We start from the raw sequence: 25,568 nt of genomic DNA, 5'->3' as shown, positions 1-25,568 counted from the left end.
TTGGCGGTTCCCCGCGCACGAATTCCGCAGATACGACATGACTACGATCGATTACGCCAAGGCCCGAGAAACGATGGTCGAACAACAGGTTCGGCCCTGGGACGTGCTCGACCCGCGCGTGCTCGATGTGCTGGCGGAGCTGCCGCGCGAAGCCTTCGTCGCCGACGCGCACAAGAACCTCGCCTACACCGACCTGGCCCTGCCGCTGGGCCACGGCGAATTCATGATGAAGCCGGTCATGGAAGGCCGCACCCTGCAGTCGCTGGGCGTGAACCCCACCGACGACGTGCTGGAAATCGGCACCGGCAGCGGCTACCTGACCGCCTGCCTGGGCCGGCTGGCGCGCGAAGTGGTCAGCCTGGAGATCCACCCGGACCTGGCCGCCGCCGCGCGCGAGCGCCTGTCGGCGCAGACCGTGCTCAACGCCCAGGTCATCGACGCCGACGCGCTGAACTACAGCACCGACCGCCGTTTCAACGCGATCTGCGTCACCGGCGCGGTCGCGCAGATTCCGCCGCAGTGGCTGCAGTGGCTGCAACCGGGCGGGCGCCTGTTCGTGGTCCGCGGCCGCTCGCCGGCGATGGAAGCGGTCCTGGTCGGCGGCGGCGAGCGCAACGAAGTCAACGCCGCGCGCATCCAATCGTTGTTCGAAACCGATCTAAGTTACTTGCAAGGCGCCGCGCCCGCGCCCGCCTTCGAGTTCTGACCGCCCTGTCAGTTGCGCGTCAGCCCACCGTAAGAGCCCGCGTGCCAGCATGCGGACCCATCAAAACATGCAAGTCCAAGGAAGCCGCATGATCCGCCGTCCGCTCGTTCTTGCCCTCGTTCTCGGCCTGCTGCCGGCCGCCGCGTCCGCCGAAGACCTGTTGCAGACCTACGAACAGGCGCGGCAGAGCGACCCGACGCTGGCCCAGGCCGAGTCGAACCGGCTGGCGACCAAGGAAAACCGCGTCCAGGCGCGCGCGCGCCTGCTGCCGTCGCTGTCCGGCGAAGCCCGGCTGACCCGCAGCCGCAACGAGAGCGAAGCCAGCGGCGCCCGCGATCCGAGCGACCCGACCGCCCCGGTGGTTCCGCGCGGCACCGGCATCACCAGCGACAGCACCACGCGCAATTACGGCCTCAGCGCCAGCCAGGTGCTGTACAACCGCTCCTACATCAAGGGCCTGCAGAGCCAGAACAAGCTCAGCGAAGCCTCCGACTACACCTTCGAGTCGGCCGGCCAGGACCTGATCGTGCGCACCTCGCAGGCCTACTTCAACGTGCTGGTCGCGCTGGAGAACCTGGCCGCGACGGTGGCGTCGGAAACCGCGCTGCAGAAGCAGTTCGACTACACCACCAAGCGCCTGGAAGTCGGCCTGGCGCCGATCACCGACGTGCACGAAGCGCGCGCCCAGTACGACAACGCGCGCGCGCAGACGATCATCGCGCGCAACACGGTCGAAGATAACTACCAGGCGCTGAGCCAGATCACCGGCCAGCCGGTGACCACGCTCAAGGCCTTGCCGGCCGACTTCAAGCCGAGCCTGCCGGAAAGCCAGCAGGTCGACGCCTGGGTCGACAACGCGATCGCCACCAATCCGGCGCTGCACGCGCAGAAGCTGGCGGTGGAATCGGCCGACATCGACGTGGCGACCGCGCGCGCCGGGCACTGGCCGACGCTGTCGTTGAACGGCAGCTACGGCGACACCGCGACCTGGAGCGAGCGCTCGGTCATGGGCAACACCTTCGGCTTGCCGGGCAGCTCCAGCCACGGCCCGAGCATCGGCGTGGTCCTGTCGATCCCGCTGTACGCCGGCGGCTCGATCCAGTCCGGCGTGCGCCAGGCCCTGGCCCGCCGCGACGCCGCCCAGGACGTGTACGAACAGCAGCGCCGCCAGCTGGTGCGCAGCACCCGCAGCGCCTACCAGAACCTCGTCGCCGGCATCAGCGAAGTCGAAGCGCGCCGCCTCGCGGTGGTCTCCGCGCAGGCCGCGTACGACGCCTCGCAGGTCGGCCTGGAAGTCGGCACCCGCACCGTGCTGGACGTGTTGAACAACCAGCGCACCCTGCTGCAGGCGCAGCAGGCCTACGCCCAGTCCAAGTACAACTTCCTGCTCAACCGTCTGCTGCTGGAGCAGTCGGCCGGTTCGCTCGACATCAGCGACGTGCAGGACGTGAACCGTCTGTTGTCGGCCGACGCCGCGACCAGTCTGGCGCCGCCGCCGACGATGCGCTGAGGCGCGATCGCATCGCGCCGCAAACGAAAAACCGCCGGCATGTCCGGCGGTTTTTCTTTGCACGCGGCGCTGCTTTCACCGGCAGCGCGAACGACGGGATCGACGCGCCGCTAAGAGTACGGCAAGCCGATGCCGCGCTCCGCGCAAACCCGCTCGTAGTGGGCCCGCACCTCGGACAATCGTTCGTACAGGTATTCGATTTCGTCGGCCAACGCCTCCAGATCCTTCGCCTCAAGCAGCCGCTTCAAATCCGCCACGTCCCGGCATAGCGTGTTCAGCGAATCTCCCTGCACGACGACGCCAGGGTAGTTCCTGTGCGGCAACTGCACGACGGCGTAGTTGCTCGGAGGACTCAACAGCTCGGCTTGCATGTCCATGCGCTTGCTTCCTGTAGCCGCGATCGGTTGAACAAGGATCGGCGCTTGCCGGCCAGGTCCGCAGGATCGGCGCTGCCGACCGCGTCCTGCGCGGCGCCTATCGCGCCACCGGCGGCAACGCCGGCTGCAACAACGCCATCGTCCGCACCAGCGCGCCGCGTCCGGTTTCCACCAGCGCGCGGCCGGCGGCGACCATCTGCGCGCGCTCGTCCGGATCGGCCAGCAAGCGCTCCACCGCCGCTTCGACCTGCTCGGCGTCCTGGCCGATGCGCAGCGCGCCGGCGTCGTCCAGGCGCTGGGCGATCTCGACGAAGTTGTGCAGGTGCGGGCCGGTGACGATGGCGGTGCCGGTCGCAGCCGGTTCGAGCAGGTTGTGCCCGCCGATCGCCTGCAGGCTGCCGCCGACGAAGGCGACGTCGGCGCAGGCGTAGAAGCTCATCAGCTCGCCGAGGGTGTCGATCACGAACACGTCGTCGCCCGGCTGCGGCCAGCGCGCGCGCGAACGCGTCGATACCTGCCAGCCGGCGCTGCGCGCGTTCTCGGCGACGATGCGGAAGCGCTCGGGATGGCGCGGCGCCCACAGCAGCAGCAGGCCCGGGAAGCGCTCGCGCAGGCGCCGGTGCATGGCCACGGTCACCGCTTCCTCGTCTTCGTGGGTGCTCGCGGCGATCCACACCGGGCGCTCGCCGGTATGGCGGTGGCATTCCTGGGCGAAGGCTTCCAGCGAATCGGGCACGCTGACGTCGAACTTGAGGTTGCCGGTCTCCACCACTTGCTGCGGATCGGCGCCGAGCTCGACGAAGCGCTCGCCGTCGGCGCGCGACTGCGCGGCCACCGCGCGCACCGTGCGCAGCGCGCGGCTCACCAGCGGCGCCAGCACCCGGTAACCGCGCAGCGAGCGTTCCGACAGGCGCGCGTTGAGGATGTAGGCGGGAATGCCGCGGTCGCGGCAGCCGAACAGCAGGTTCGGCCACAGCTCGGTTTCCATGATCAGCGCGGCGCAGGGCTGGTGATGCTTGAGGAAGCGGCCGACCGCACCGGGCAGGTCGTACGGCAGGTACACGTGCTCGACCGAATCGCCCCAGGCCGCGCGCGCGCGGTCCGAGCCGGTCGGGGTGATCGTGGTCACCAGCAGGCGCAGGTCCGGGCGGCCGCGGCGCAGCGCGTTCACCAGCGGAATCGCGGCATTGACCTCGCCGACCGAGACCGCGTGCAGCCACAGCGTACGGGTCTGCGCCGGGCCGCGGTAGATCGCGTAGCGCTCGAGCCAGCGCTGGAAATACGCGGGCTGGCGGAAGCCGCGCCAGATCAGGTGATAGACCGTGACCGGAGCCAACAGGTACAGGGCGACCGAATACAGGCCGCGCAACAGGCGCTCGATCAAATCCTTCCGCATGCCGCCAAGGATAAAGGCTGCGGCGCCGGTTCGGGGTGCAGGCGGCGCGAACGGGCGGGCATGGGTACGGTTTGCGCAGGGCGCGCGTCGCGATCTTCAGCGCCCATCGCCGTCGCTGGCGCTCGCATGCACGGGCATTCATGTCCGCAGCGAATAAACTACCGGCATGGCCGAACCCGCCCTGCCCCCCCGTCCTTCCCTGCTGTCGCCGCGGCTGTGGCCGATGTGGCTGGCGCTGGCCGTCATGTGCGCCGGCGCGCGCCTGCCGTGGGGCCTGCAACGCGCGCTCGGCGCGCTGATCGGCGCGTTCGCGCTGCGCGTCGCCGGCACCCGCCGGCGCGCGGCGCGGATCAATCTGGCCCTGTGCTTCCCCGAAAAAAGCGAAGCCGAGCGCGAAGCGCTGCTGCGCGAGAGCTTCCGCGACCTCGGCATCGGCTTCTTCGAATTCGCCCGCGCGTGGTGGGGCGGGGTCGAACCGATGCGGCGCACGGTGCGGATCGAGGGCGTCGAGCTGCTCGACGAAGTCCGCGCCGCCGGCCGCGGCGTGCTGATGGTGTCGGGCCACTTCATGACCCTGGAAATGTGCGGCCGGCTGATGTGCGACCGGCTGCCGCTGGCCGGCATGTACCGCAAGCACCGCAACCCGGTCATGGAATGGGCGGTCAAGCGCGGCCGCCTGCGCTACGCCGCGGCCATGTTCACCAACGAGGAAATCCGCCCGGCGATGCGCCACCTCAAGCAGGGCGGTTTCCTGTGGTACGCGCCGGACCAGGACATGCGCGGCAAGGAAACCGTGTTCGCGCCGTTCTTCGGCGTGCCGGCGGCGACCATCACCGCGACCCACCAGTTCGCGCGCGTGGCCGGCTGCGCGGTGGTGCCGTTCTTCCATCGCCGCGAAGGCGCCGACTACGTGCTGCGCGTCGGCGCGCCGCTGCCGGACTTCCCTTCCAGCGACGCCACCGCCGACAGCGCGCGGGTCAACGCCCAGATCGAAGCGATGGTGCGGCAGGCGCCGACGCAGTACCTGTGGATCCACCGGCGCTTCAAGCGCCGGCCGGAAGGCATGGTCTCGCCCTACAAGCAGCCGCGATAACCGCCGCAGCCCCTTGTAGGAGCGGCGCGAGCCGCGACCGCGACATCGCGCATACGACGCAAGCGAGGTTTCGCGGTCGCGGCTCGCGCCGCTCCTGCAGGGGGCTACTCGCTACGTGGCTGGGCCAGCAAACTGCCCGCGTACAACGCCGCCAGCAACAACGTCAGCCCGCCCCAGAACGTCGAATAGAACGCCAGATGGGTGTTCAGCGGGAACACCGTGACCGCCAGCGCGACCATCGCCGGACGCGCGCGTTCGCGCGCCTGCGCATCGGCGACCGCCCACGCGCGCCAGGCCAGGGCCATGCCGGCCAGCCACAACAGCAGGCCGAACGCGCCGGTTTCGCTCAACACTTCCAGCACCAACTGGTGCGCGTGCAGGGCCGGGCCGTAACCCCAGGACGTGTTGACGCCCGGCGTCGGATCGCAGGCCGGGAAGGCTTCGCGGAAGCCGCGCGCGCCGACGCCGTTGAGCGGGTGCTCGGCGATCATGCAGCCGGCCGCGCGCCAGATCCGCGCGCGCCCCGACAGCGCGTCGTCGACGCCGGAGCCATCGCCGCTGACGATGTGCGCGGTGCGCACCAGCCGCTCGTGCACCTGCGGCGAGGCGCGGTCGAGCACCACCAGCGCGATCAGGCCGCAGGCGAACAAGGCCAGCAGCTTCTGCCAGCCGAGCAGGCGCCAGCCGCTGAGCAGCAGCACCAGGGCGAAAGTGATCCACGAGGCGCGCGAACCGGCCAGCACCACCACCACGCCGGTCAGCGCGGTCGCCACCAGCCAGCCGGCCACGCCGAAACGGCGGCCGGCGGCGTAGAGCAGGAACGGCGAGAAGCTGGCGATGACCTGGCCGAGCTTGAGATTGCACGGGCCGAGCACGCCGCCGAGCCGGTCGACCAGCGCCAGTTCGGCCGCGGTGCACATGCCGTGGCCGCTGATCGCATGCTTGGCCGCGTCGATGGCCTGGAACAAGGGACTTTCGAGGCCGCCAAGCAGCGCCTGCAGCAAGGCGTCGACGGTCCAGACCGCGAGGATCAGCGCCAGCCCGCCGAAGGTGATGCGGCGTCCGCGCGCCGAGGCCACCGCCGCGGCGACCAGCCACAGGAACGGCAGATAGCGCAGGTCGACCGCGGCTTCGCGCAACGCGCGCGCGGGGTCGACCGCGTCGATCGCGGAGACCAGTTCCGGCAGCCAGTACGCGGCGAACAAGGCGCTGGTCAGCGCCCAGGCCGCGTCGCTGAGCAAACGCGGGCCGGTGCGCATGCGCCCCAGCGCCAGCTTCACCAGCATGGTCAGCGCGCCCAGGCTCAGCACCGTCTCGGCGAAGCCCGGCGCGAACAGCAGCGCGACGTAGGCCAACACCCAGACCGGCGCCCAGCGCCAGCCGGCGATCTCCTGCGGCGGAGCGGCGCCGCTCGGCGGCGTTTGCGTCGCGACCGAAGCGGCCGGCTCAGGCATCGACGAGTTCGGCATAGACGGCAAGCGTGGCCTCCTGCATCGCCCGCAAGGAAAACGCCATCGTATCCACTGGCGCGGGCGCGTGCGTTAGCAATTCGCAAGCGCGCTCGCGCAGCGCCTGCGGGTCGAACGGCGCGACCGCGCCGCGCGCTTGCAGCCGCGTCAGCAATTCGCCGACGCCGCCGTGGTTCCAGCCCAGCACCGGGCGGCCGCACGACAGCGCCTCGACCACGGTGCGGCCGAAGGCTTCGGGCTTGCGCGAGAGTTGCAGCACCAGGTCGCTGGCGGCGTAGGCGCGCGCGATCGCGTCAGTCGGCGCAGTGAACGCGACCGCGTCGGCGATGCCGAGCTGCTGCGCGAGGCCGTGCATCTCCTCGATGTAGTCCTCGCGCCCTGGCTCGCGCGCGCCCGGCAGCCACAGCCGCGCGTCGCGGCCGTCGGCGCGCAGGTCGGCCAACAGTTGCAGGCCGTCGGCATGGCCTTTCAGGCGCGTGCCGCGGCCGGGCAGCAACAGCAGCGGGCCGTCGCCGCGCAGTTGCGGATGCTCGGCGGCGGCCCAGGCGCGCGCTTCGCGGTCGGGCCACGGCGCATGCGGGAACGCGGCCGGGTCGATGCCGCGCGGCACCACCCGCAGCTTGGCCGGATCGGTGTCGGGATAATGTTGCAGCACGTAGTCGCGCACGGTGTCGGACACGCAGATGACCCGCTCGCCGCGGGTCATCACCTGGCTGTAGCGCGAAGGCGAGTTGAGCCCGTGCACGGTGCTGACCAACGCCGGCCGCGCGTGCTCGGGCAGGCCGCGCCAGGCCAGCAGGCCGACCCAGGCCGGCAGGCGCGACCGCAAGTGCAGCACGTCGACGCCGAGTTCGGTCATCCAGCGGCGCAGCTTGAACGCGTGCAGCAGGGTCGAGGGCGACTTGCGCCCGATCGGCAGCTCGATGTGCTCGGCGCCGAGTTGCAGCAGCCGCGGCACCAGCCGGCCGCCGGCGGAGACCACGATCGCGCGATGGCCGGCGCGCACCAGCGCGTCGGCGATCTCCAGGGTGGAACGCTCGACGCCGCCGGACTCCAGCGCCGGCAGCAACTGCATCGCCGTCAGCCGGCGCGTGGAGGTCGGCTGCGGCGAAGTCATGGCGGCGCGGTCAGTCGACCAGGGTGTAGTGCGCGCCGCAGTACGGGCACTGGCACTCGCGCTCGGCTTCGATCGGCAGGTACACGCGCGGATGCGAGTTCCACAGCGCCATCGACGGCAGCGGGCAGCTCAGCGGCAGGTCCGCGCGGGTGACGGTGTAGCGCTGTTCGGCGTTGGCCTGGGTGGGATGGGCGTTGGCTGCGGTCATGATCGGGACGACGAGTGGCGACGCGGGCGGGCATTTTAACAGCGCCGGCGCGGCGGCGCGTGGACGCCGGCGGGCGGTTCGGCGCAAATCCGCGGGTTCGGGCGGCGGAAACGGCCGGATCGGGGCCCAAACCCGCGCTCCGGGGCTCACGCCGGTGGCGGCAGCTCCAGCCACAGCAGCTGCGCGCCCTGCGCGCCCGCGCTCAGCGCCAGTTCGCCGGTTTCGGCGACGAACCCCAGCGCATCGCCCGCGGCCAGGTCGCGGCCGTTGGCCCGCGCGCTGCCGGCGACGAGTTGCAGCCAGTAGCAGCGCCCGCCGTCGAGCGCGCGCCGCGCGTCGGCGTGCGGCGCCAGCGCGGCCGAGTACAGGCGCAGGTCCTGGCGCACCGGCAGGCCGCCTTCGGCCGCGTCGCGCGAGGCGCGCAGGACGAAGCCGTCCGCGTCCGCGGGCACCGGCGACAGCGCATACGCCGGGCGGGCGTTGAGCCGGTCGGGCTGGATCCAGATCTGCAGGAAACGCAGCGGCGCGTCGCCCGCCGGATTGAACGCGCGATGGCGCATGCCGTGGCCGGCGCCGAGCCATTGCAGCTCGCCGGCGCGCACGATGCCGGTCGCAACCTCGCCGCTCTCGGCCGCCTCGCCGAACTCCGAGCCCGCCGCGCCTTCGAAACCCATCTCGCCTTCGAGCACATAGCTGAAGACGTCCATATTCGCGTAGCGGTGCACGGCCAATCCCGCGCCGGGCTCGGCCCGCACTTCGCGCAACACGCGCAGCGCGCCGAAACCCATCCACGCCGGATCGTAGTAAGCGCCCGAGGAAAACGCGTGCAGGCTGTCGGTGCCGTCGGCGCCGACGCGCCCGCGCTCATGGGAAAAACGTTGAATGATCATCGCGCCATTTTAGCGCGCAACGCGGCGGCTCATGCCCGCAAAAACGCGAACGGCGCCGCCCGCGGGCGACGCCGTCCGGCACGCGAGGCCGCTTACTTCTTCGGCACGATCGCTTCGGTGGTGATGCGGATCTTGATCTCGTCGCTGACGTTCGGCACGTACTTGGCGATGCCGAACTCGCTGCGCTTGAGCGTGGTGGTGGCGTCGAAGCCGGCCGCCGCGCGCTTGGCCAGCGGCTGCTCGCCGACCTTGTTGACGTTCACGTCGAGCACCGCCGGCTTGGTCACGCCGTGCACGGTCAGATCGCCGGTGACCTTCAGCTTGTTGGCGCCGGCCGCTTCGACCTTGGTGCTCTTGAAGGTGATGGTCGGGTACTTGGCGGCGTCGAAGAAGTCGGCGCTCTTGAGGTGCTCGTCGAAATCGCCGACGTGCGTATCCAGCCCGTCGAGCGGGATGGTCACCTGCACCGACGAAGCCGAGGGCTTGGCCTGATCGTAGGTGATCGAGCCGTCGACCTTGCCGAAGTGCGCGATCGGGTTGGAGAAGCCGAAGTGGCTCCAGCTGGCGATCACGTCGGTGTGGTTCGGATCGATCTTGTAGGTGACCGGGGCGGCGCTGGCGGCGCCGGCGAACGCCAGGCCCAGGGCGGCGGCGAGCAGGATGCGCTTCATGGGAAATCTCCTCGAAATGTCGTCGGGTGGACGCTGGTGGTGGAGCTCGTTGATGGATCCGGGGTAACGCGTTGCGGGTACGGCCATGTCGCTCGAACCACTATGGCCCGGCGCGCGCGGCGCCGAAGCGGCGCGAGCGCGGAACCGTGCCGGCGCGCACGCATCATTCGATGCGCGCGGCCTCGTCGAACGGCAGCCGCGGCGAGCGCGGGAACAGCTTGTCGTGGTCGCCGTGGCCGAGGTTGATGAGGAAGTTGGACTTGATCCGGGTGCCGGCGAAAAACGCCTCGTCGACCTTGGCGTTGTCGAAGCCCGACATCGCGCCGGTGTCCAGGCCCAGCGAACGCGCGGCCAGGATCAGGTAGGCGCCCTGCAGGCTGCCGTTGCGGAAGGCGGTGGTCTTGATCGCCGCGTCGTTGCCGGCGAACCAGCTGCGGGCGTCGTCGTGCGGGAACAGGTACGGCAGCTTTTCGTAGAACTCCAGGTCGTGGGCGACGATCACGGTGACCGGCGCGGCCATCGTCTTGGCCAGGTTGCCTTCCGACAGCGCCGGGCGCAGCTTCTGCTTGGCCTCGGGCGACTTCACGAACACGAACCGCGCCGGGGAACCGTTGGCGCTGGTCGGCCCCCACTTGGTCAGGTCGTAGAGCTGGCGCAAGGTCTCCTCGCTGATCTCGCCGCCGAGCACGTTGTGGGTGCGGGCGCTGCGGAACAGCTGATCGAGGGCGTCGTCGCTGAGGACCTTGGACATCTTCTTCTCCATGGGGCTGCCAAGCTGGGGCAAGTGATCGGGAGACGGAAGTGTAGAGTCTCGACCCGGCCGCTAAATCGACACTCCCGGAACGGATTACCCGCATCTGTGCAACGAAACAGCATTTCGGCGAAGAATGACGCCACCACTGCAACCTGGTTATTGACCGACGGGCTGGCCGGCAACCAGCGCCAGGCCTCGGCGCTGGCCCTGGCCCTGGGGCGCGCGGCCCGGCATTGGGTGCTGCAGCCGCGCGCGCCTTGGCGCTGGCTGTCGCCGCGGCGCCTGCCGGGGGCAGAACGGGCCTTCGGTGAGGACTTCGCCCAGGCCCTGCTGGGTCCACGCCCGGACATGGTGATCGGCTGCGGCCGCCACGCCGCGCTGGCGACCCGGCTGATGCGCGGCGAACGCACCCGCGCGGTGCAGATCCTCGACCCGCGCATCCCGCCCGATCACTGGGACCTGGTGATCGCGCCCGAGCACGACGGCCTGCGCGGGCCCAACGTGATCACCCTGCTCGGCAGCCTCAACCCGGTCGACGACCTGTGGCTGGCCGGCGCGCGCAAGACCTTCCCCGCGTTCGGCCAGTTGCCCGGCCCGCGCACCGCGCTGCTGCTCGGCGGCTCCAGCGCCCACGCCCGCTTCGACCGCGCCGCGTTCGACGCGCTGGCCTCGCGCCTGCAGGCCCAGCTCGAACGCGAAGGCGGCAGCCTGCTGGCGACCACCTCGCGGCGCACCCCGGCCGAGATCCGCGCGCGCCTGCGCGAACGGCTGGCGGCGCTGCCGCAGGTGTCGTGGTACGAACCCGGCGAAGGCGCCAACCCCTACCCCGGCCTGCTCGGCTGGGCCGACCGCATCGTCTGCACCGCCGACTCGGTCAACATGCTGTCCGAGGCCGCGGCGACCCGCGCGCCGCTGTTCGTGTTCGGCATCGACCGGGTCGAAGGGCGGCCGCGCCGCTTCGTCGACAGCCTGCTCGGGCTGCGCCGGGCGCACGCGTTCGATCCGCATCTGCGGCCGTTTCCGGTCGAGCCGCTGCGCGAGACCGCGCGGGTCGCGCGCGAGGTCCGGCATCGGCTGGGCTTGCAGGACTGACGGCGGTGCCGCGTCGCCGCGCCCGCCTCAACGCACGCGGCGGCGCGGCCTGGAATTGTCGAAGCTGCCGATGAAGCGCAATTCGTTGTACAGCCGCCCCGGCTGTTCCTCGATGAAGGCGCAGCGGTCGTAGAAGTACAGCGCGTTGCCCGCGGCGATGCCGAGTTCGTGGCAGCGCGCGACAATCTTGCGATTGGTCTCGAGCGAGTACGTGCCGACTTCGCGCACCAGTTCCTCCACCGGAATCACCTGCGCGCCGGCGGTGACGTAGGCGACGAAGAAGTCCGAATCGATGAAGCCGCAGCCGAAATCGCGGTGCGCCGGGCAGCCCGAGCCCTGTACTTCCATGCCTTCGGTGTAGCGGTCGAACGCATCGACTTGGGTGGTAGTGCCCATCCAGACCGAAATCATGTCGCGGGCGTCGTGGTCGATCATCGCGCTTCCCTCAGCCCGTGCGCCGCCATCGCCGCGCCGATCGCGCGCCGCGCCGCCGCGATCGCGTCGGTTTCCGCCACCCGCCGCGGACGCCGGTCCAGCGTGCATTCCAGCCCCGCCGCGAGCAACACCGCATGCGCTTGCAGCAAACCGTCGGCCTGCTCGGCCGACAAGCCGCCGGCTGCGCGCGCGGCCGCGATCAGCCCCGGCGTGTCGCGCGGCGCCAGCAGCGCCGGCGCGCGCGCGCTGTCGCGCAGCACCAGGTACTGCAACAGGAATTCCAAATCGACCAGCCCGCCTTCGCCCTGCTTGAGGTCGAAGAACGCCGCGTCGCTGCGGTCGAGCTCGGCGCGCATGCGCGCGCGCATCGCGGCGACGTCGCCGCGCAGCTTGTCGCCGTCGCGGGCGCGGGTCAGGGTGCGCGCGCGGACCTCGTCGAAGCGCGCGTGCAGGTCGGCGTCGCCGGCGACGAAGCGCGCGCGCACCAGCGCCTGATGCTCCCAGGTCCAGGCGCGTTCGTCCTGGTACTCGGCGAAGCTGGCCAGCGACGACACCAGCAGGCCCTTGGCGCCGTCGGGCCGCAAGCGCACGTCGACATCGAACAAACGCCCGGCCGCGGTGACCGCGCCGAGCAGGGCGACGATCTTCTGCGCCAGCCGCGCGAACCAGCGCGGCGCGTCGAGCGAGCGCGCGCCGTCGGAGGCCGCGCCGCCCTCGACCGCGGGCGCTTCATACAGAAACACCAGATCCAGGTCGGAGCCGAAACCGAGTTCCTCGCCGCCGAGGCTGCCGTAGCCGAGCACGGCGAAACGCGCGCCGGGCACCCGGCCGTGCGCGGCGGCGACTTCGGCCTGGGCCATCGCCAGCACCTGCGCGACCACGCCATCGGCTAGCCAGGCCAACTGGCGCGCGCTGTCCTCGGCCGACTGGCGGCCGTCGCGCAGCGCCATCGCGATGCGGAAACTCAGCGCCTGACGGGTTTCGTTGATCGCCTGCAAGGCTTCTTCGACATCGCCCCCCGCATCGAAGCCTGCGCAGGCGGCGAGCAGTTCCTCGCGGTCCGGCAGCGGGCCGGCGACGCGCGCGTCGAGCAATTCGTCCAGCAGCAGCGGATGCGAGGCCAGCCGCTCGGCCAGCAGCGCGCTGCGCGAGACCACTTCGACCAACCGCGACAGCGCCGCCGGTTGTTCGTCGAGCAAGGCCAGATACGCGCTGCGGCGCAGGACGTTGTGCAGCAGCGCTAGCAAACGCTTGAGCGCGAGCATCGGTTGGCTCGACGCGGCCGCGGCCTGCAGCAGCGCCGGCAGCACCCGGTCCAGGCGCGCGCGCGCCGCGTCCGACAGGCCGCGCACGCCGGGGCTGCGGGCGAAGTCGCGCAGCGCCGCATCGGCGTCGCCGGCCGCGTCGAAGCCGGCGTCGAGCAGCGCCTGCGCCTCGCCGGCCTCGGGCAGCGCGCGCCAGTACGCGGTCAGCGCATCGGGCGCGGCGCGGCGCCGGCGCGGCGCCAGCAGCGCGTCGAATTCGGCGGTGATGCGCGCGCGGCGACGTTCCAGTTCGGCGCTGAGCGCATCCCAGTCGGGGTAATCCAGGCCGGTCGCGATGCGTTCGCGTTCGGCCTCGCCGGCCGGCAACGCATGCGTCTGCGCGTCGCGCAGCATTTGCAGGCGGTTTTCCAGCCGGCGCAGGAAGCGGTAATCGTCGGCCAGGGCGGCGCCGGCGTCTTCGCCGATCTGGCGCTGCGCGACCAGCGCGTCCAATGCCGGCAGCAGCCGGCGGCCGCGCAGTTCGGCCTCGCGGCCGCCGCGGATCAGCTGCAGCGCCTGGACCAGGAACTCGATCTCGCGGATGCCGCCGGGCCCGCGCTTGATGTCGTCGGCCAGTTCCTTGCGCGCGACCTCGGCGCTGATCGCCGCCTTCATCGCGCGCAGGCCGTCGAGCGCGCCGAAGTCGAGGTAGCGCCGGTACACGAACGGCCGCAAGGCCTCGACGAAGCGCTCGCCGGCGTCGAGATCGCCGGCGACCGGCCGCGCCTTCTGCCAGGCATAGCGCTCCCAGTCGCGGCCTTCGCGCTGGAAGTACTGCTCCATCGCCGCGAACGACCACGCCACCCGGCCGGCGTTGCCGTACGGCCGCAGGCGCAGGTCGACGCGGTGGCTGAAGCCTTCGGCGGTGAGTTCGTCGAGCAGCCGCGCCAGTTGCTGGCCGAGCTTGGCGAAGTAGGTTTCCGCGTCGAGCGCGCGCGCCGCGTCGCGGCCGTCGAATTCGGTGCTGCCGTCGTGCTCGTAGGCGTAGACCAGGTCGACGTCGGAGCTGAAATTGAGTTCGCCGCCGCCGAGCTTGCCGAGCCCGAACACCACCAGCCGCACGCGTTCGCCGGCCGGCGTGCGCAGCGCGCCGTAGCGCCGCTCGAACTCGTCTTCGAGCGCGTCGTGGGCCAGGCGCAAGCAGGTTTCGGCCAGGTCGGTGCTGCCGCGCAAGGTATCGGCGACCTCGTCCAGGCCCAGCGCGTCGCGCCAGATCAGCCGGGTCGAACCGGCGGCGCGGTAGCGGCGCAGGCGCGTGGCCCAGTCGGCGCGCGCTTCGGCGTCCAGCACCGGCGGCGGCAGCGGCGCGGCGCCGTCGTCGGCGGCCAGCGCCAGCAGCAGCGCCGGCTGGCGCACCAAGGTGTCGATGGCGAAGTCGCTGATCCGCGCCACGCGCGCTGCGCGCGCGGCCAGGGCGGGGTCTTCGAGCGCGACGCGCGCGGCGTCGGAGGCGTTGCGCAGGCGCGCGAGCGCGCGCTCGGCGAGAGCGGCGAAGTCGGGCGCGGGCGCGGCGGCGGAAGAAGAAGCGTGCATGCGCGCAATGATCGCATGGCGATATCGGGCGGCCTGCGCGCGCATCGCCGCCGCGGCGGACGATCGTCGTCGCCGGACCGGATCCGCGCGGCGCCTGCGCGACAGCGGCAGCGCGGCGCGCGCCCAGGGCGATAAACTGCGCCGCAAAAAACGCGGGCAATAAAAAAGCCCGCTTCCGGATGAACCGGTTGCGGGCTTGCTCCCTCCCCCACGTCGGGATGCGTGCTGATCGTGAAGGAAGCGTTATTGGGTTTGCACGCTGCACTGCAAAACAGAACTTATCGGTACATTTGAAACGGTCTCGCGTGGATCGGCCCGCAAACGCGAAAACCTTGCGGCATAAGGCTTGTTACCGATGACAAGCGGAACCCGCGCGGACACCGGAGCGCGTCGTCCGGCTCGGGACGGCGAAACCTGAATAGGCGAGGCCCGCGCAATTTGCGCCAAACCGGGTCGCAGCCGTGGCGGCGGTCGCAGGTCGTGCGTGCCCTGGCGCGCAGGCCGGGAACCGGCGATGCCGTCGATCCGGCCCAAGCCGGCGACAGCGGGCGGTGACGGCCGGCGCGTTCCCGCAGCGTTCGCGAGCGTCTGCCGTGCGGCCGGCAACGACGCATCGCCGGCCGCCCGCGGCCATCGACTCGCCGACAGCGAACGTCCGCGTCGCCGCACGACCGCACACTTCGCGCCTCCGTAAAGCCAGCGCATCGATCGCCGACGCCGACGCGCGCAGCGGACAACGCTGGAGCCCGCACCCGAGTGCAGCGCGCGACGCTGCGCACTGTCCTGCGGCTCAAGCTTTCGCCGTTCATCAAGCGAGCGCGAACGGCCGTCGCGACGACGACGGCACGCACTCGAGACCGCGGCGGAACGCGCGGTGCGAACGGGTTCGCATTTCGCCGCGGAATCGCACGCACTTCGTTCCTCGCGGCTTCGGGTCGGCCCCGCGGCCGCGCGCTCCGTCCGCGCCGCAGCGTCTGCGGCGCGCGGCGATGCAGGCGACACCCGCAACCGACTCACCGATCCGCTCAGCCGCCGATGCGGCGCGACGCGCCCGTCCGCGCCGCGCACGCCGGTACACCGTGCCGCGACGGCACGCTTCATGCCAACAGGGGTTCCGCATGAACACTTCCGTTTCTTCCGCCCGCATTCGCCACCAACGCACCGCGCTGGCGCTGTGCCTGGCTTTCGCCGCGCACGGCGCGGCGCTGGCCCAGCAGAGCGCCGCGCCGGCCGAGGACGCCGCCGCGCTGCGCGTCGCCGCGCCGCCGGTGCTGGCGCGCATGCTGCGCTCCACCGACGCGCCCGAGACCGCGCAGAAGCTGCTGACCAGCGCCGGCGCGCGTCCGCTCGACACGCGCGAGGCCAAGCTCGACCTCGTCATCGGCCTGACCACTTCGAAGATCTGGAATCCGGCCACGCAGCGCAACGACACGGTCGAACTGCGCTCCTATAAAAGCCCCGGCACCGATCCGAACATTCCCTTCGTCGCCCCGACCGTGGTCACCGCGCCCGGCGAAACCGTGCGCATCGCGCTCAAGAACGGACTCGACCCCGAACCCGACTGCGCCCAGCCCAGCCTCAACACGCCGCATTGCTTCAACTCCACCAACCTGCATTCGCACGGTCTGTGGGTCAGCCCGTCCGGCAACAGCGACAACGTCATGCTGACCCTGCACCCGGGCGTGTCGTTCGAATACGAGTACAACCTGCCGGCCGACCACCCCGCCGGCACCTTCTGGTATCACCCGCACCTGCACGGCTCGACCGCGCTGCAGGTTTCCAGCGGCATGGCCGGCGCGCTGCTCGTGCGCGGCGCGCGCCTGCCCTCGCCGACCCGCAACGGCGACCTCGACACCCTGCTGCGCGAGGCCTCGTCCGACCAGCCGATGGCCGAGCGCCTGCTGATGTTCCAGCAGGTCGCCTACGCCTGCCGCAACAGCGCCGGCAAGATCAAGACCGACGCCAAGGGCAACTGGATCTGCGATCCGGGCGACATCGGCCGCATCGACAACTACGACGACCAGTTCGGTTTCGGCACCTGGCAGAAGTCCGGCCGCTACACCAGCGTCAACGGCGTGGTGCTGCCGACCTTCACCGGCCTGCAGGCCGGCAAGCTCGAACGCTGGCGCTTGCTGCACGCCGGCGTGCGCGACACCGTCAACCTGCAATTGCGCGCGCTCAACGCGCGGGTCGCGGCGCCGGTCGGGCTGGCCGGCGTCGCGCTGGAGAACTGGGTGAGCAAGAACTGCACCGGCCCGGTCCTGAGCCAGTTCGAAGTCGCGGCCGACGGACTCACCCATGGCCAGATCATCGAGAAGCGCGAGAACGTGCTGCAACCGGGCTATCGCAGCGACGTGCTGGTGGTGTTCCCCACCCCCGGGCGCTACTGCGTGATCGACGCCGCCGCGCCGGCCAGCGCCAGCGTCACCCAGGCCGCGGAAGACCGTCAGCTGCTCGGCATCGCCGAAGTCGCCGGGCCGTTCGCACCGGCGTTCGAACCGCGCGCGCTGATCCTGCAACAGCTCACCGCTTCGGCCGAACGCAACATGCCCAACGAAGTGAAGCCGCGCGTGCTGGCCGAGCTGCGCGACGGCCTGCGCCTGGGCGCGTTCGTACCGCATCGCGACATTCCCAAGAGCGAAGTCAACGGCAATCAGGAGCTGTACTTCAACATCACCGACGACGATCAGTACCAGGTCGACGGCAACTCCTACGCGCCCAAGCAAGCGCGCGACCTGATCCTGGGCCGCACCGAGGAATGGACGCTGACCTCCAAGCGCGGCGGCCATCCCTTCCACATCCACGTCAATCCGTTCCAGGTCGTGGCGATCTACGACCCCAGCGGCAAGGACGTCAGCGTCAGCGGCGAGCCCAACGATCCGCAGTACGCCAACCTGCGCAACACCTGGAAGGACACCTTGTTCGTCAAGCAGGGCTACAACGTGGTGATCCGTTCGCGCTACGAGCGCTACATCGGCGAGTACGTCCTGCACTGCCACATCCTCGACCACGAGGACCGCGGCATGATGCAGAACGTGCGCATGCTGGTGCCGGACGGCAAGGGCGGCGGCATTTCGGCCAACTCGCACCATTGATCGCGGTGTGCGGTCGGGCTCCGCCGCGCGCGGGGCCCGACCGGTTCGCCAGCCGGCCGTGGGCAAAAAATCCACGATTCGCGCGTCGATTCGCGCTGCCGCTTGCCCGCGCCTGCGGTTTGATCTATACCGAGCCGACGCACGCAGGACGCCCCGGATGCCTTTCCGCTTTCGCCCAGCCTGTATCGCTTCCGGCCGAACCGCCCCGGCGCTCGCCTGCGCATTGAGCGTCGCGTTGTTGAGCGCCTGCGCCGCGGCCGGTCCGGCCCAGGCGCCCGTCAAGGAGTCCAGGATGAATCCTTCCGACGAATCTCCCGGCCGCAAGGCCGACGCCGAAGCCGTCGGCGAAACCGTGTTGAAACTGCTCGCCGGCCTGAGCGCGCGCGAGCAGCTCAGCGCCGAACGGATCGAGCGCGACACCGGCTGGAGCCTGCAACGCTCCGAAAACAGCGCCCGCACCGGCGCTTCTCTCGGGCCGGATTGGGGTTACTCGCTTGAGTTGCTGGTGCCGGCGGGTTCGCAGCGCCAGCAATTGCGCTTCGAGTACCGGCGCAAGCGCGACGACGCCGACGCCAGCGCGATCTGCCGCCCCGATTTCGAGCGCTACGCGAAGACCCTGGAAGGCCTGGGTTACCAGCGCAGCCCGATGTCGGCCGAGCACGACCGCCCGCTGGGCTGGAGCTTCCAGCGCCCGCAGCTGTGGATCCGCATCTACACCCGCGCCGAATCCGACGACGCCTACGAGCACGAGTGCGTCAGCCTGATCACGGTCGAATAACGCCGGCAACGCAAGGAGGCAGCATGAGCGCCGAACCCATCGGTACGGAATTGCGCGCACGCCTGGACGAGTTCGCACGCCAAACCGGCGTCACCGCGGAAGCCGCGCGCAACCTGGAGGCGGCGATCGTGCGCTCGCCGGCGCTGACCCGGCAATTGAACGCGGCGGCCGACAGCCACGAGCTGCGGCGTTTCGAACTCAAGAGCGACCCGCATGCCGGCGGCAGCTTCGATTCGCGCAACCGCACGATGGCCTTGGGCCTGGACGACCTGACCAACAAGTACGACGCCAACAACATGACCTTCGTGCTCGGCCACGAAGTGCAGCACGGACGGATCGCGCCGGGCCAGACCCAGACGCCGATGGACCAGGCGCGCCAGGCCTTCACCGACCAGGCGCGCACGCTGGCCGCCAGCGACGCGCCGGTCCACAACTACACGCCGGCGCTGACGACGGTGCTGCAGGCGCATCGCGACAACGAAGCGCGCGCGCATATCCAGGGCTGGAACGCGATGGTCGGCGCGCTGCGCGAGACCGATTCCAACCTGACCCTGGAAGACATCTACAAGTCCTCGCCGCGCGCGGCCGATTTCATCGAACAGACCGGCTCCGACAGCAATCCTTCGTACCGGCTCAAGCGCAACCTGACGCTGGAGGCCGACCAGTCGATTTCGCCGGACAACGCCGCCAACGTCCGCGCGATGGGCGAGTACTACTTCGGCAAGTCGGCCAGCGACGCGCGGCTCGGTTATCGCGGCGGCTCGGATTACAGCAATCTGTACGGCGCGCGCTACATCGGCGAACTCGCCCAGCTGGAACTCGATCGCGGGCACGCGCCCGCGAACGCGCCGCGGGTGGAAATCGACATGCGCGCGCTCGGCCTGAGCGAACGCACGCTCGAGCGCAACGGCATCAACCTCGGCCGCCACGCCGGCGAGCGCCTGCCCTACTACGATGTCGGCGGCCGCCGGCCGGAGCTGTCGAACTTCGACCACACCATCGATTCGCACGACTACGTCCGCAACAACCGCCCGACCGCCGCGGCACCGGCGGTCGCGTCCGTTGCGGCGCCGGCCGGGGCGCCCGCGCTGCCCGCGTCGGACCTGCGCAGCCCGCAACATCCCGACCACGCGCTGTACCAGAGCATCCACGACAAGCTCGGCGCGCAGGGGCATCCCTTGCACCGCAACGCGCAGGAAAGCGAGCGCCTCGCCGCGGCCCTGACCGTGGAGGCGCGACGCGGCGGCATCGAGCGCGCCGACCATGTCGTGATCGGCGCCGACGTCGGTTCGGGCCGCAGCGTGTTCGTGGTCCAGGGCGGGCTCGACGATCCCGCGCACCGCCGCGCGGGCGTCGCGATGCAGGACGCGCTGCGCACGCCGGTGGAGGAATCGAGCCGGCAGTTGTCGGCGCTGCCGCGCGAAGCGCCGACGCCAGCGCCAGCGCAGAACGAAACCCAGACCCAGGCGCAACCGCAGCCCGCGCACCGCTGAGCCGCGCCGCCGCGGCGGCGCTCAGCGCTTGCCGCGGCTTTCGTACGTCGCCATGTCCTCGTGCAGGATCCGCCGCAGTTCGGCGATCGCCTGCGGCGTCTCCTGCACGCTATGGCCGGATTCGACCACTTTTTCCGAGACCGCGCCTTCCAGGTGCGCGCTTTGGTACGGCACCACGCCGTCGCTGGACTGCGCCAGCGGCAGTTTCGGATCGCGCTGGGCGACGATCACGTGGTACGGCAGGCCCGGTTCGATCGCCAGGTCGCGGGTGCTGCGCATGAACAGCGAATTCGGGCTCAGGTCGTCCGGCCCGGTCGGCGGGCGGCCCTTGCGGAAGCCGATGCGTTCGAGTTCGGCGCTGTCGACGTCGTTGCGCTGGATCAGTTCGGCGGTCTCGCGCAGCACGTCGAACGGCAGCCGGATCAGCTTGCGCACCATCCGCAGCGGCCAGCCGTCGGTGACCACCGCGCCGCGCTGCGGCGAGGCCATGAACACCGCGCGGCCGAACTGCGGCATCGGCCGGAACACGGTCAGCTCGCGCACCGCCGGATCGTCGCGCAGGCGCTGCGCGGCCTTGGCGTCGAGCGGAGCCAGCGATGCGTCCAGGACCTTTTCGCCGCTGTCGCTCAGCAGCAGCCGCCCGATCACCCCGCCCATGCTGTGGCCGACCAGCACCGCGTCGTGGCTGGCGGCGTCGTCGCCCTGCGGGTCGTAGTGGGCGAAGGTCTGGCGCAGCGCCGATTCGATCGCGGCGCGGTTGGAGAGCATGCCGAGGTTGGTCGGATAGAACACCTGCCACAGCTGATAGCGGCGGCGCAGGGTTTCGTCGCCGAGCAGTTCGTTGGCCAGGTTGACCCAGGCCTCCGGGCTGCTGGCCAGGCCGTGGATCAGCACGATCACGCGCTTGTTCGGATCGTAGGGCTGGTTGAGATACACGCGCGGCTTGAACGCGCGCGCCTGCTTGGGCCGCAGCAGGCTGGTCAGGCTCAGCCGCGCCAGTTCCGAGCGCGCCAGCCACACGCCGTAGGCGGCCGAATAGTTCGCCGCCAGCGGCACCTTGCGCCCGGCGATGGTCTCGCTGTCGATGCGGTACGGGTTGTAGACGTCCATGCTCGCCTGCGCCGTAGCCAGCACCGCGTCGAGGCCGTCGCCTTCGAAGCGCAGGGTCGCGGTGACCGGCAGATAACGGGTGTCGCGGTAAGGCACGTCCTGGCCCGCATCGGCGTCCTGCGCATCGGCGACGGCCGCGCCGCCGCCGCGCGAGACCGCGCTGGCCGCGGCATGTCCGTCGGTAGGTGGCGTTTTCGACAGCGCCGCCGCGGCGCCGTCGTCGGCGATCACGTTGCTGCGATGGCGGCGCGGAAACACCGCCACCAGCCCGGTGCCGAAGCCGTCGCGCCGGTACACCGCGCGCAGGTTGGCGAAGCCGAGCGTGTCGGAGGCGAGCAGGGCTTCCGGCGTCTGCTGGATTTCCGAGGCTTCGTAACCGTGCAGGGCGATGCTCAGCCGCAAGCCGCCGACCTGCAGCGGCGTCGCCCCGGCTTCGCCGCCGCCGGCTTCGAACGCGGCCTGGGCGATCGCCTCGACCGCGCGGTTGTAGTACTGCAGCACCTGCTGCTGGCGCGCCTCGAACACGCGCTGCTCGGGCGTGCGCGCGGTCGCGAACAGGTAGGCGTAGGCGTAGCGCGCGGTGGCGACCGCGGCGCGGGTGCGCGGGTCGGCGGCGATCGCGGCCGGGTCGATCCGCGCCGGCTCCGGCTTGGTCGCATTGCGGCGCGCGAACGCGTCGGCTTCGGCGGCCTTGCCGACGGTCGCCGGCAGCGCGTTCATGCGCAGCAGCTCCAGTTCGGCCGAGGTCGCCAGCCATTCTTCCGCCGACGCCAGCGGGCGCAGCGCACCGATGCACGGCTCGGGCTCGCGCGCGCAGGCGGCCGGGTCGAGCCCGGCCGAGCTCAGCGCCGAGGACGCGGCCGCGCTGAGCCGGCCGCCGCTGAGCGCATCGAGATTGCGTTCGGCCGCGTAGTCGCCGAAACCGCGTTCCTTAACCTTGACCACAGCGCAGCCGCTGCCGGTCAGCAGCAACAGCAACGACAGCAAGCCGACCAAGCCACGCATAGGCCATCCGATCCGGGGGGAATCGGCGGCATTGTCGAGCCCGCACGACCGCTAGTAAATGCCGCGCCCCGGCGGCGACCCACGTTCGCTCACACACCGCCCCGACGGTCGTTGACGTTGTTGCAACCGCCGTCGCCCTTTTCCGTCATCCGAGGCGCCCGTCATGAATCCTTCCGAATCCGGCGAGACCGAGCTGTTCGTCCAGCACATCGCCTGCGCCAACAACGCAGGCTTCGTCATGAGCTTCGCGATCGAGCGCGCCAACGGCGGCCGCGCCGGCGCCAGCGGCCGCTTCCCGATCAACCAGATCCGCTCCATCGACCTGGCCCAGCTGCGCTTCGGCGACCAGGCGCTGCAGGTCGGCGACCGGGTGTTTCCGCGAGTCAGCGCGGTCGCCGGCCGCACCCGCAACGGGCCGTCGGTCGCCTACGCGCCGAACGGCCAGACCGCCACCTTCACCGTGCGCGGCACCACCTTGAGTTTCACCGTCCGCCGCACCTGAGGCCCGGCCATGTCCAGCTCCCACGACCTCGACGGCGAACCCGCCGATTGGCTGTACGACAACGAAGCCTTGTCCGTGCGCTTCGGCCTCAACGCCGAAGACCCCGACGCGCAGCTGCGCAACCAGGGCGCGCAGGTGCGCATGTTCACCGACGCGCGCCTGCGCATCGCGCCGGACCGGCTGTTCCCGAACGTGGTCGCGGCCACCCGCGGCGCGGCGTTGTCGATCGAGGTGCGCTCGCGCGCGGAGCTGGGCCTGGGTTTCGGCTTCCGCATCGCGACCGGCGCCGATCCGGTGGTCGACCGGCTGTACGCGGTCGGCCGTCCCGAGCCCGGCAATTTCCGCAGCGCCACCGTGCGCCGGTTCCAGCGCGACAACCGGCTCATCACCGTCGACCTGATGCGCGCGCGGCTCAGCGATTCGCACGACCGCGACGCCTTGCAGCGGCTGTGGACTTGCGAGGTCTCGACCTGGGAAGTGCGCCAGTTCCTCGATCCCGTCGCCGGCCGCGTGTTCGACGAACGCCACCTGCGCTTCCCGCGCCCGCCCTCGCTGCCGATGGCGGGCGTGCGCGCCGGCGTCGTGCGCGCGGCGCCCGACGGCGGCGAGGCCGCGGCGCGGGTCAACGCCGGCGTGATCTGGGCCGACGGCAGCGCCGAGCAGCGCTTCGAACGCATCCAAGTGCAGGCCGAGAACGACCCGCTGCGGCAACGCATCGGCCTGCTGCGCGTGCACTTCTTCGTGATCGACGCCGATTGAGCGTCGCTCCTGGCCCGCCTTGCGCACACGAGAACATCCGCATGCTCCTCACCATCGCATTCGAAGGCGATTCCGACCGCGACATCGTCCTGCGCATGAACCCGGAGACGGTGCTGGCGCAGCTGCGCGAGCAGTTGGCCGAGCGCGCCGGGATGACCCCGGGCGAGCGCTTCCTGGTCGGCAACACCAACCTGGACCCGGACACCGAGACCGAAACCACGATCGCGGAACTGATCGGCGACGGCAGCACGGTGCGGGTGCGGCCGGCGCGCGCCGCGCCGGTCGAAGAACCCGAGCCCGAGCCGGAACCTGAGCCGGAACCTGAGCCGGAACCGGAACCGGAACCGGAGCCCAAGCCGGCCCCGCGCCCGGTGCCGACCCCGACCGTGCCGACCGCGACGCCGACCGAAGCCGCCTGGGGCCTGCGCAACGACGCCGACGCGCCGGACCTGCTCGCGCAGTTGCAGGTCGCGCTCGCGCCGTTCACCGTGGGCACGCCCGACGAGTTCACCGCGCTGCCGCTGGACGCGGTGCGCGCGCTGTTCACCGCGCGCCGGCTCGACCGCGGGCTGCGCTTCGGCGCCGACCCGAGCGCGGTCGAGTTCGGCGCGCGCTCGACCCAGTCGCCGGTGGTCTACCGGCATCCGCAGCGGCGCCCGCATTCCGGCGGCGTCGCCTTCAGCATGCGCTGGACCGTCAGCGCCACCGCCAGCCGGGTGCTGCACGAGCTGCATACCCGCAGCATCCACAACGCCAACGGCGGCGGCGGCGTCAACGGCTTCGGCCTGTCGGCGAACTTCCGCCACGACATCGAGCGCCTGCAGCGGCACGAGATCACCTCGATCCATCTGGTCGACGAAATGATCCTGCCGCAGGTGATGCTGGCGCTGGAGCCGGACACCGACCTGGACGTCGCGCCGGAATTGATCGAGGCCGTCGACCGCGCGCTGGCGGCGCGCCAGCGCCGCGACCAGTACGAAGCGCTGCACGAGCGGGTGTTCGCCGTGTTCGGCTATTTCTTCCCGTGCGAGTCGCTGCTCGGCGGCACCCGGATGCGCACCCTCAGCATCCTCGCCGAGGACCTGCAGGACCAGGAGCAGTTGCTGTCGGGTTTCGGCTTCGGCGCCGCGGCCAAGGACGTGCCGACCAGCTACGGCCCGGCCAGCGGCGAAGTCGGCCACGCCCATTCCAACAGCCGCCTGAGCGCGAACCGCCACATCAAGCAGCTGCGCAACCAGGACGTGCGCGCGATCGGCGGCCATCCGGCGCTGGCCCTGCGCGAGGAGGACGCCGGCCGCTGGATGGCCGGCCTGGACTCGGTCGCGCTGTGGCGCACCATCGGCCATCGCCGGCTGGTGCCGATCTTGCGCTTCCTGCCGCGGCGCCAGCGCGACCAGTGCGTCAGCGTGATCGAGGAATTCGCCAATTCCAGAGCGACCGCGAACCACACGGTACTGGACATGGCCGCGTACGTGATCCCGCTCAACCGCGCGCTGCTCGACGAGATCATGTGAGCGCGCGCGGCCGCTTCACGCCGCTCGCGGCGCAGCGTTGAAGCACCCGAGCCCGCCTTCCGCCCACCGCACAGGAACCGCCATGAACGTTGCCGGCCATCTGCAGGGAATCGACGTCTCCCACTACCAGGGCCAGGTCGACTGGTCCGCGGTCGCCGCCGCCGGCATCGCCTTCGCGTTCGCCAAGGCCACCGACGGCATCACCTACACCGACCCGGATTTCCAGGCCAACTGGCAAGGCATGCGCGCCGCCGGGCTGGCGCGCGGCGCGTACCACTTCTACGAAACCGGCGACGACCCGGTCGCCCAGGCCGGCCATTTCGTCGCCACGGTCGGCGCGCTCGACGCCGGCGACCTGCCGCCGGTGATCGACATCGAATCCAGCAACGGCGACTACGAGGGCCGCGGCGTCGCCGCCAACCTGCAGGTCTGGTTGAACGCGGTCGAACAGGCGCTGGGCCGCACGCCGATGATCTACACCAACCTCTCGTTCTGGAACAACGACGTCAGCGCCGACTTCGGCCGCTACCCGCTGTGGATCGCCGAATACGGCGTCGCCGCGCCGACCCTGCCGACCGGCTGGAACGCGTGGACGTTCTGGCAGTACTCGCAACAAGGCAGCGTCGGCGGCGTCGCCGGCGAGGTCGACCAGGACGTGTACGCCGGAACCAGCGTGGCCCAGCTGGTCGAGTGGAGCCGCTCGCGCTTCCAGCCCTGAGCGCCGCGCGCGCCGGAGCCGATCGAGACGCAAAAGAAA

Annotated in this window: 23 protein-coding genes; 12 read left to right on the top strand and 11 right to left on the bottom strand. The window is 71.0% G+C overall.

Annotation, left to right across the window (positions count from 1 at the left end):
- Window positions 1-37 precede the first annotated feature (37 nt).
- The gene (locus JHW38_RS20710) at window positions 38-706 is read left to right on the top strand and encodes a protein-L-isoaspartate O-methyltransferase family protein (RefSeq protein WP_207523191.1); all 669 of its coding nucleotides are present in this window, start codon (window positions 38-40) and stop codon (window positions 704-706) included.
- An 88-nt stretch (window positions 707-794) separates the two neighbouring features.
- Window positions 795-2,216 (top strand): TolC family outer membrane protein, encoded by a 1,422-nt coding sequence (locus JHW38_RS20705; protein ID WP_207523190.1) that lies wholly within the window; start codon window positions 795-797, stop codon window positions 2,214-2,216.
- 110 nt (window positions 2,217-2,326) lie between these two features.
- Here JHW38_RS20705 and JHW38_RS20700 read toward each other — a convergent pair whose 3' ends face one another.
- Entirely contained in the window at window positions 2,327-2,593 is a 267-nt protein-coding gene (locus JHW38_RS20700; protein ID WP_207523189.1) for a DUF6959 family protein, read from the bottom strand.
- A gap of 97 nt (window positions 2,594-2,690) precedes the next feature.
- Entirely contained in the window at window positions 2,691-3,989 is a 1,299-nt protein-coding gene (gene waaA / locus JHW38_RS20695) for a lipid IV(A) 3-deoxy-D-manno-octulosonic acid transferase (RefSeq protein ID WP_207523188.1), read from the bottom strand.
- A 166-nt stretch (window positions 3,990-4,155) separates the two neighbouring features.
- Here waaA and lpxL point away from each other — a divergent pair, with 166 nt between their 5' ends.
- The gene (lpxL, locus tag JHW38_RS20690) at window positions 4,156-5,082 is read left to right on the top strand and encodes an LpxL/LpxP family Kdo(2)-lipid IV(A) lauroyl/palmitoleoyl acyltransferase (RefSeq protein WP_207523187.1); all 927 of its coding nucleotides are present in this window, start codon (window positions 4,156-4,158) and stop codon (window positions 5,080-5,082) included.
- 104 nt (window positions 5,083-5,186) lie between these two features.
- Here the strand turns inward: lpxL and JHW38_RS20685 are convergent, their stop codons facing one another.
- The 6 genes from JHW38_RS20685 to JHW38_RS20660 all read right to left on the bottom strand — a co-directional run bounded on the left by JHW38_RS20685 (window position 5,187) and on the right by JHW38_RS20660 (window position 10,188).
- Window positions 5,187-6,536: an O-antigen ligase family protein gene (locus JHW38_RS20685; protein ID WP_207523186.1), complete on the bottom strand. Its 1,350-nt coding sequence runs from the start codon at window positions 6,534-6,536 to the stop codon at window positions 5,187-5,189.
- Window positions 6,529-7,668 carry a glycosyltransferase family 4 protein gene (locus JHW38_RS20680; protein WP_207523185.1) on the bottom strand — a complete coding sequence of 380 codons (1,140 nt, stop codon included), beginning with the start codon at window positions 7,666-7,668 and terminating at the stop codon, window positions 6,529-6,531. Before JHW38_RS20680 ends, JHW38_RS20685 begins: the two co-directional genes overlap by 8 nt.
- Window positions 7,669-7,678: 10 nt before the next feature.
- The gene (locus JHW38_RS20675) at window positions 7,679-7,876 is read right to left on the bottom strand and encodes a zinc-finger domain-containing protein (protein ID WP_115861450.1); all 198 of its coding nucleotides are present in this window, start codon (window positions 7,874-7,876) and stop codon (window positions 7,679-7,681) included.
- A gap of 146 nt (window positions 7,877-8,022) precedes the next feature.
- The gene (locus tag JHW38_RS20670; protein WP_207523184.1) at window positions 8,023-8,766 is read right to left on the bottom strand and encodes a pirin family protein; all 744 of its coding nucleotides are present in this window, start codon (window positions 8,764-8,766) and stop codon (window positions 8,023-8,025) included.
- Between the two features lie 92 nt (window positions 8,767-8,858).
- Window positions 8,859-9,437: a YceI family protein gene (locus tag JHW38_RS20665; RefSeq protein ID WP_207523183.1), complete on the bottom strand. Its 579-nt coding sequence runs from the start codon at window positions 9,435-9,437 to the stop codon at window positions 8,859-8,861.
- Window positions 9,438-9,600: 163 nt separating this feature from the next.
- Window positions 9,601-10,188, bottom strand: coding sequence for a malonic semialdehyde reductase (locus JHW38_RS20660; protein ID WP_207523182.1), 588 nt, complete (start codon window positions 10,186-10,188; stop codon window positions 9,601-9,603).
- Between the two features lie 108 nt (window positions 10,189-10,296).
- Between JHW38_RS20660 and JHW38_RS20655 the strand changes: the two genes are divergently transcribed.
- Window positions 10,297-11,283 carry a mitochondrial fission ELM1 family protein gene (locus JHW38_RS20655; RefSeq protein ID WP_242691013.1) on the top strand — a complete coding sequence of 329 codons (987 nt, stop codon included), beginning with the start codon at window positions 10,297-10,299 and terminating at the stop codon, window positions 11,281-11,283.
- Window positions 11,284-11,310: 27 nt separating this feature from the next.
- Here the strand turns inward: JHW38_RS20655 and JHW38_RS20650 are convergent, their stop codons facing one another.
- Both JHW38_RS20650 and glnE read right to left on the bottom strand, forming a co-directional pair.
- Window positions 11,311-11,718: an immunity 22 family protein gene (locus tag JHW38_RS20650; RefSeq protein WP_207523181.1), complete on the bottom strand. Its 408-nt coding sequence runs from the start codon at window positions 11,716-11,718 to the stop codon at window positions 11,311-11,313.
- A complete protein-coding gene (gene glnE, locus JHW38_RS20645) occupies window positions 11,715-14,555 on the bottom strand; it encodes a bifunctional [glutamate--ammonia ligase]-adenylyl-L-tyrosine phosphorylase/[glutamate--ammonia-ligase] adenylyltransferase (protein ID WP_207523180.1) in 2,841 nt (946 codons plus the stop codon). Before glnE ends, JHW38_RS20650 begins: the two co-directional genes overlap by 4 nt.
- On the opposite strand from glnE, the gene JHW38_RS20640 reads away from it, so the two are divergent.
- The 4 genes from JHW38_RS20640 (at window position 14,554) to JHW38_RS20625 (ending at window position 19,921) form a co-directional block, all read left to right on the top strand.
- Entirely contained in the window at window positions 14,554-14,718 is a 165-nt protein-coding gene (locus JHW38_RS20640; protein ID WP_207523179.1) for a hypothetical protein, read from the top strand. The two genes, glnE and JHW38_RS20640, sit on opposite strands and share 2 nt — an antisense overlap.
- 955 nt (window positions 14,719-15,673) lie before the next feature.
- Window positions 15,674-17,650 carry a multicopper oxidase family protein gene (locus JHW38_RS20635; protein ID WP_207523178.1) on the top strand — a complete coding sequence of 659 codons (1,977 nt, stop codon included), beginning with the start codon at window positions 15,674-15,676 and terminating at the stop codon, window positions 17,648-17,650.
- A gap of 292 nt (window positions 17,651-17,942) precedes the next feature.
- Entirely contained in the window at window positions 17,943-18,428 is a 486-nt protein-coding gene (locus JHW38_RS20630) for a hypothetical protein (protein WP_207523177.1), read from the top strand.
- 23 nt (window positions 18,429-18,451) lie between these two features.
- On the top strand, window positions 18,452-19,921 hold the full coding sequence (locus JHW38_RS20625) for an XVIPCD domain-containing protein (protein ID WP_207523176.1): 1,470 nt from the start codon (window positions 18,452-18,454) through the stop codon (window positions 19,919-19,921).
- A gap of 21 nt (window positions 19,922-19,942) precedes the next feature.
- On the opposite strand, the gene JHW38_RS20620 is transcribed toward JHW38_RS20625, so the two are convergent.
- A complete protein-coding gene (locus JHW38_RS20620; protein WP_207523175.1) occupies window positions 19,943-22,036 on the bottom strand; it encodes an esterase/lipase family protein in 2,094 nt (697 codons plus the stop codon).
- Window positions 22,037-22,199: 163 nt separating this feature from the next.
- Here JHW38_RS20620 and JHW38_RS20615 point away from each other — a divergent pair, with 163 nt between their 5' ends.
- The 4 genes from JHW38_RS20615 (at window position 22,200) to JHW38_RS20600 (ending at window position 25,529) form a co-directional block, all read left to right on the top strand.
- Window positions 22,200-22,538: a hypothetical protein gene (locus JHW38_RS20615; protein WP_207523174.1), complete on the top strand. Its 339-nt coding sequence runs from the start codon at window positions 22,200-22,202 to the stop codon at window positions 22,536-22,538.
- A gap of 9 nt (window positions 22,539-22,547) precedes the next feature.
- Window positions 22,548-23,297 (top strand): hypothetical protein, encoded by a 750-nt coding sequence (locus JHW38_RS20610; RefSeq protein ID WP_207523173.1) that lies wholly within the window; start codon window positions 22,548-22,550, stop codon window positions 23,295-23,297.
- 41 nt (window positions 23,298-23,338) lie between these two features.
- Window positions 23,339-24,811 carry a hypothetical protein gene (locus JHW38_RS20605; protein ID WP_207523172.1) on the top strand — a complete coding sequence of 491 codons (1,473 nt, stop codon included), beginning with the start codon at window positions 23,339-23,341 and terminating at the stop codon, window positions 24,809-24,811.
- 82 nt (window positions 24,812-24,893) lie between these two features.
- The gene (locus JHW38_RS20600; RefSeq protein WP_207523171.1) at window positions 24,894-25,529 is read left to right on the top strand and encodes a GH25 family lysozyme; all 636 of its coding nucleotides are present in this window, start codon (window positions 24,894-24,896) and stop codon (window positions 25,527-25,529) included.
- The last annotated feature ends 39 nt before the right edge of the window (window positions 25,530-25,568 follow it).

The organism is Lysobacter enzymogenes (assembly GCF_017355525.1).
Classification (GTDB): domain Bacteria; phylum Pseudomonadota; class Gammaproteobacteria; order Xanthomonadales; family Xanthomonadaceae; genus Lysobacter; species Lysobacter enzymogenes_C.
This window is presented reverse-complemented; position numbering and strand designations above follow the sequence as displayed.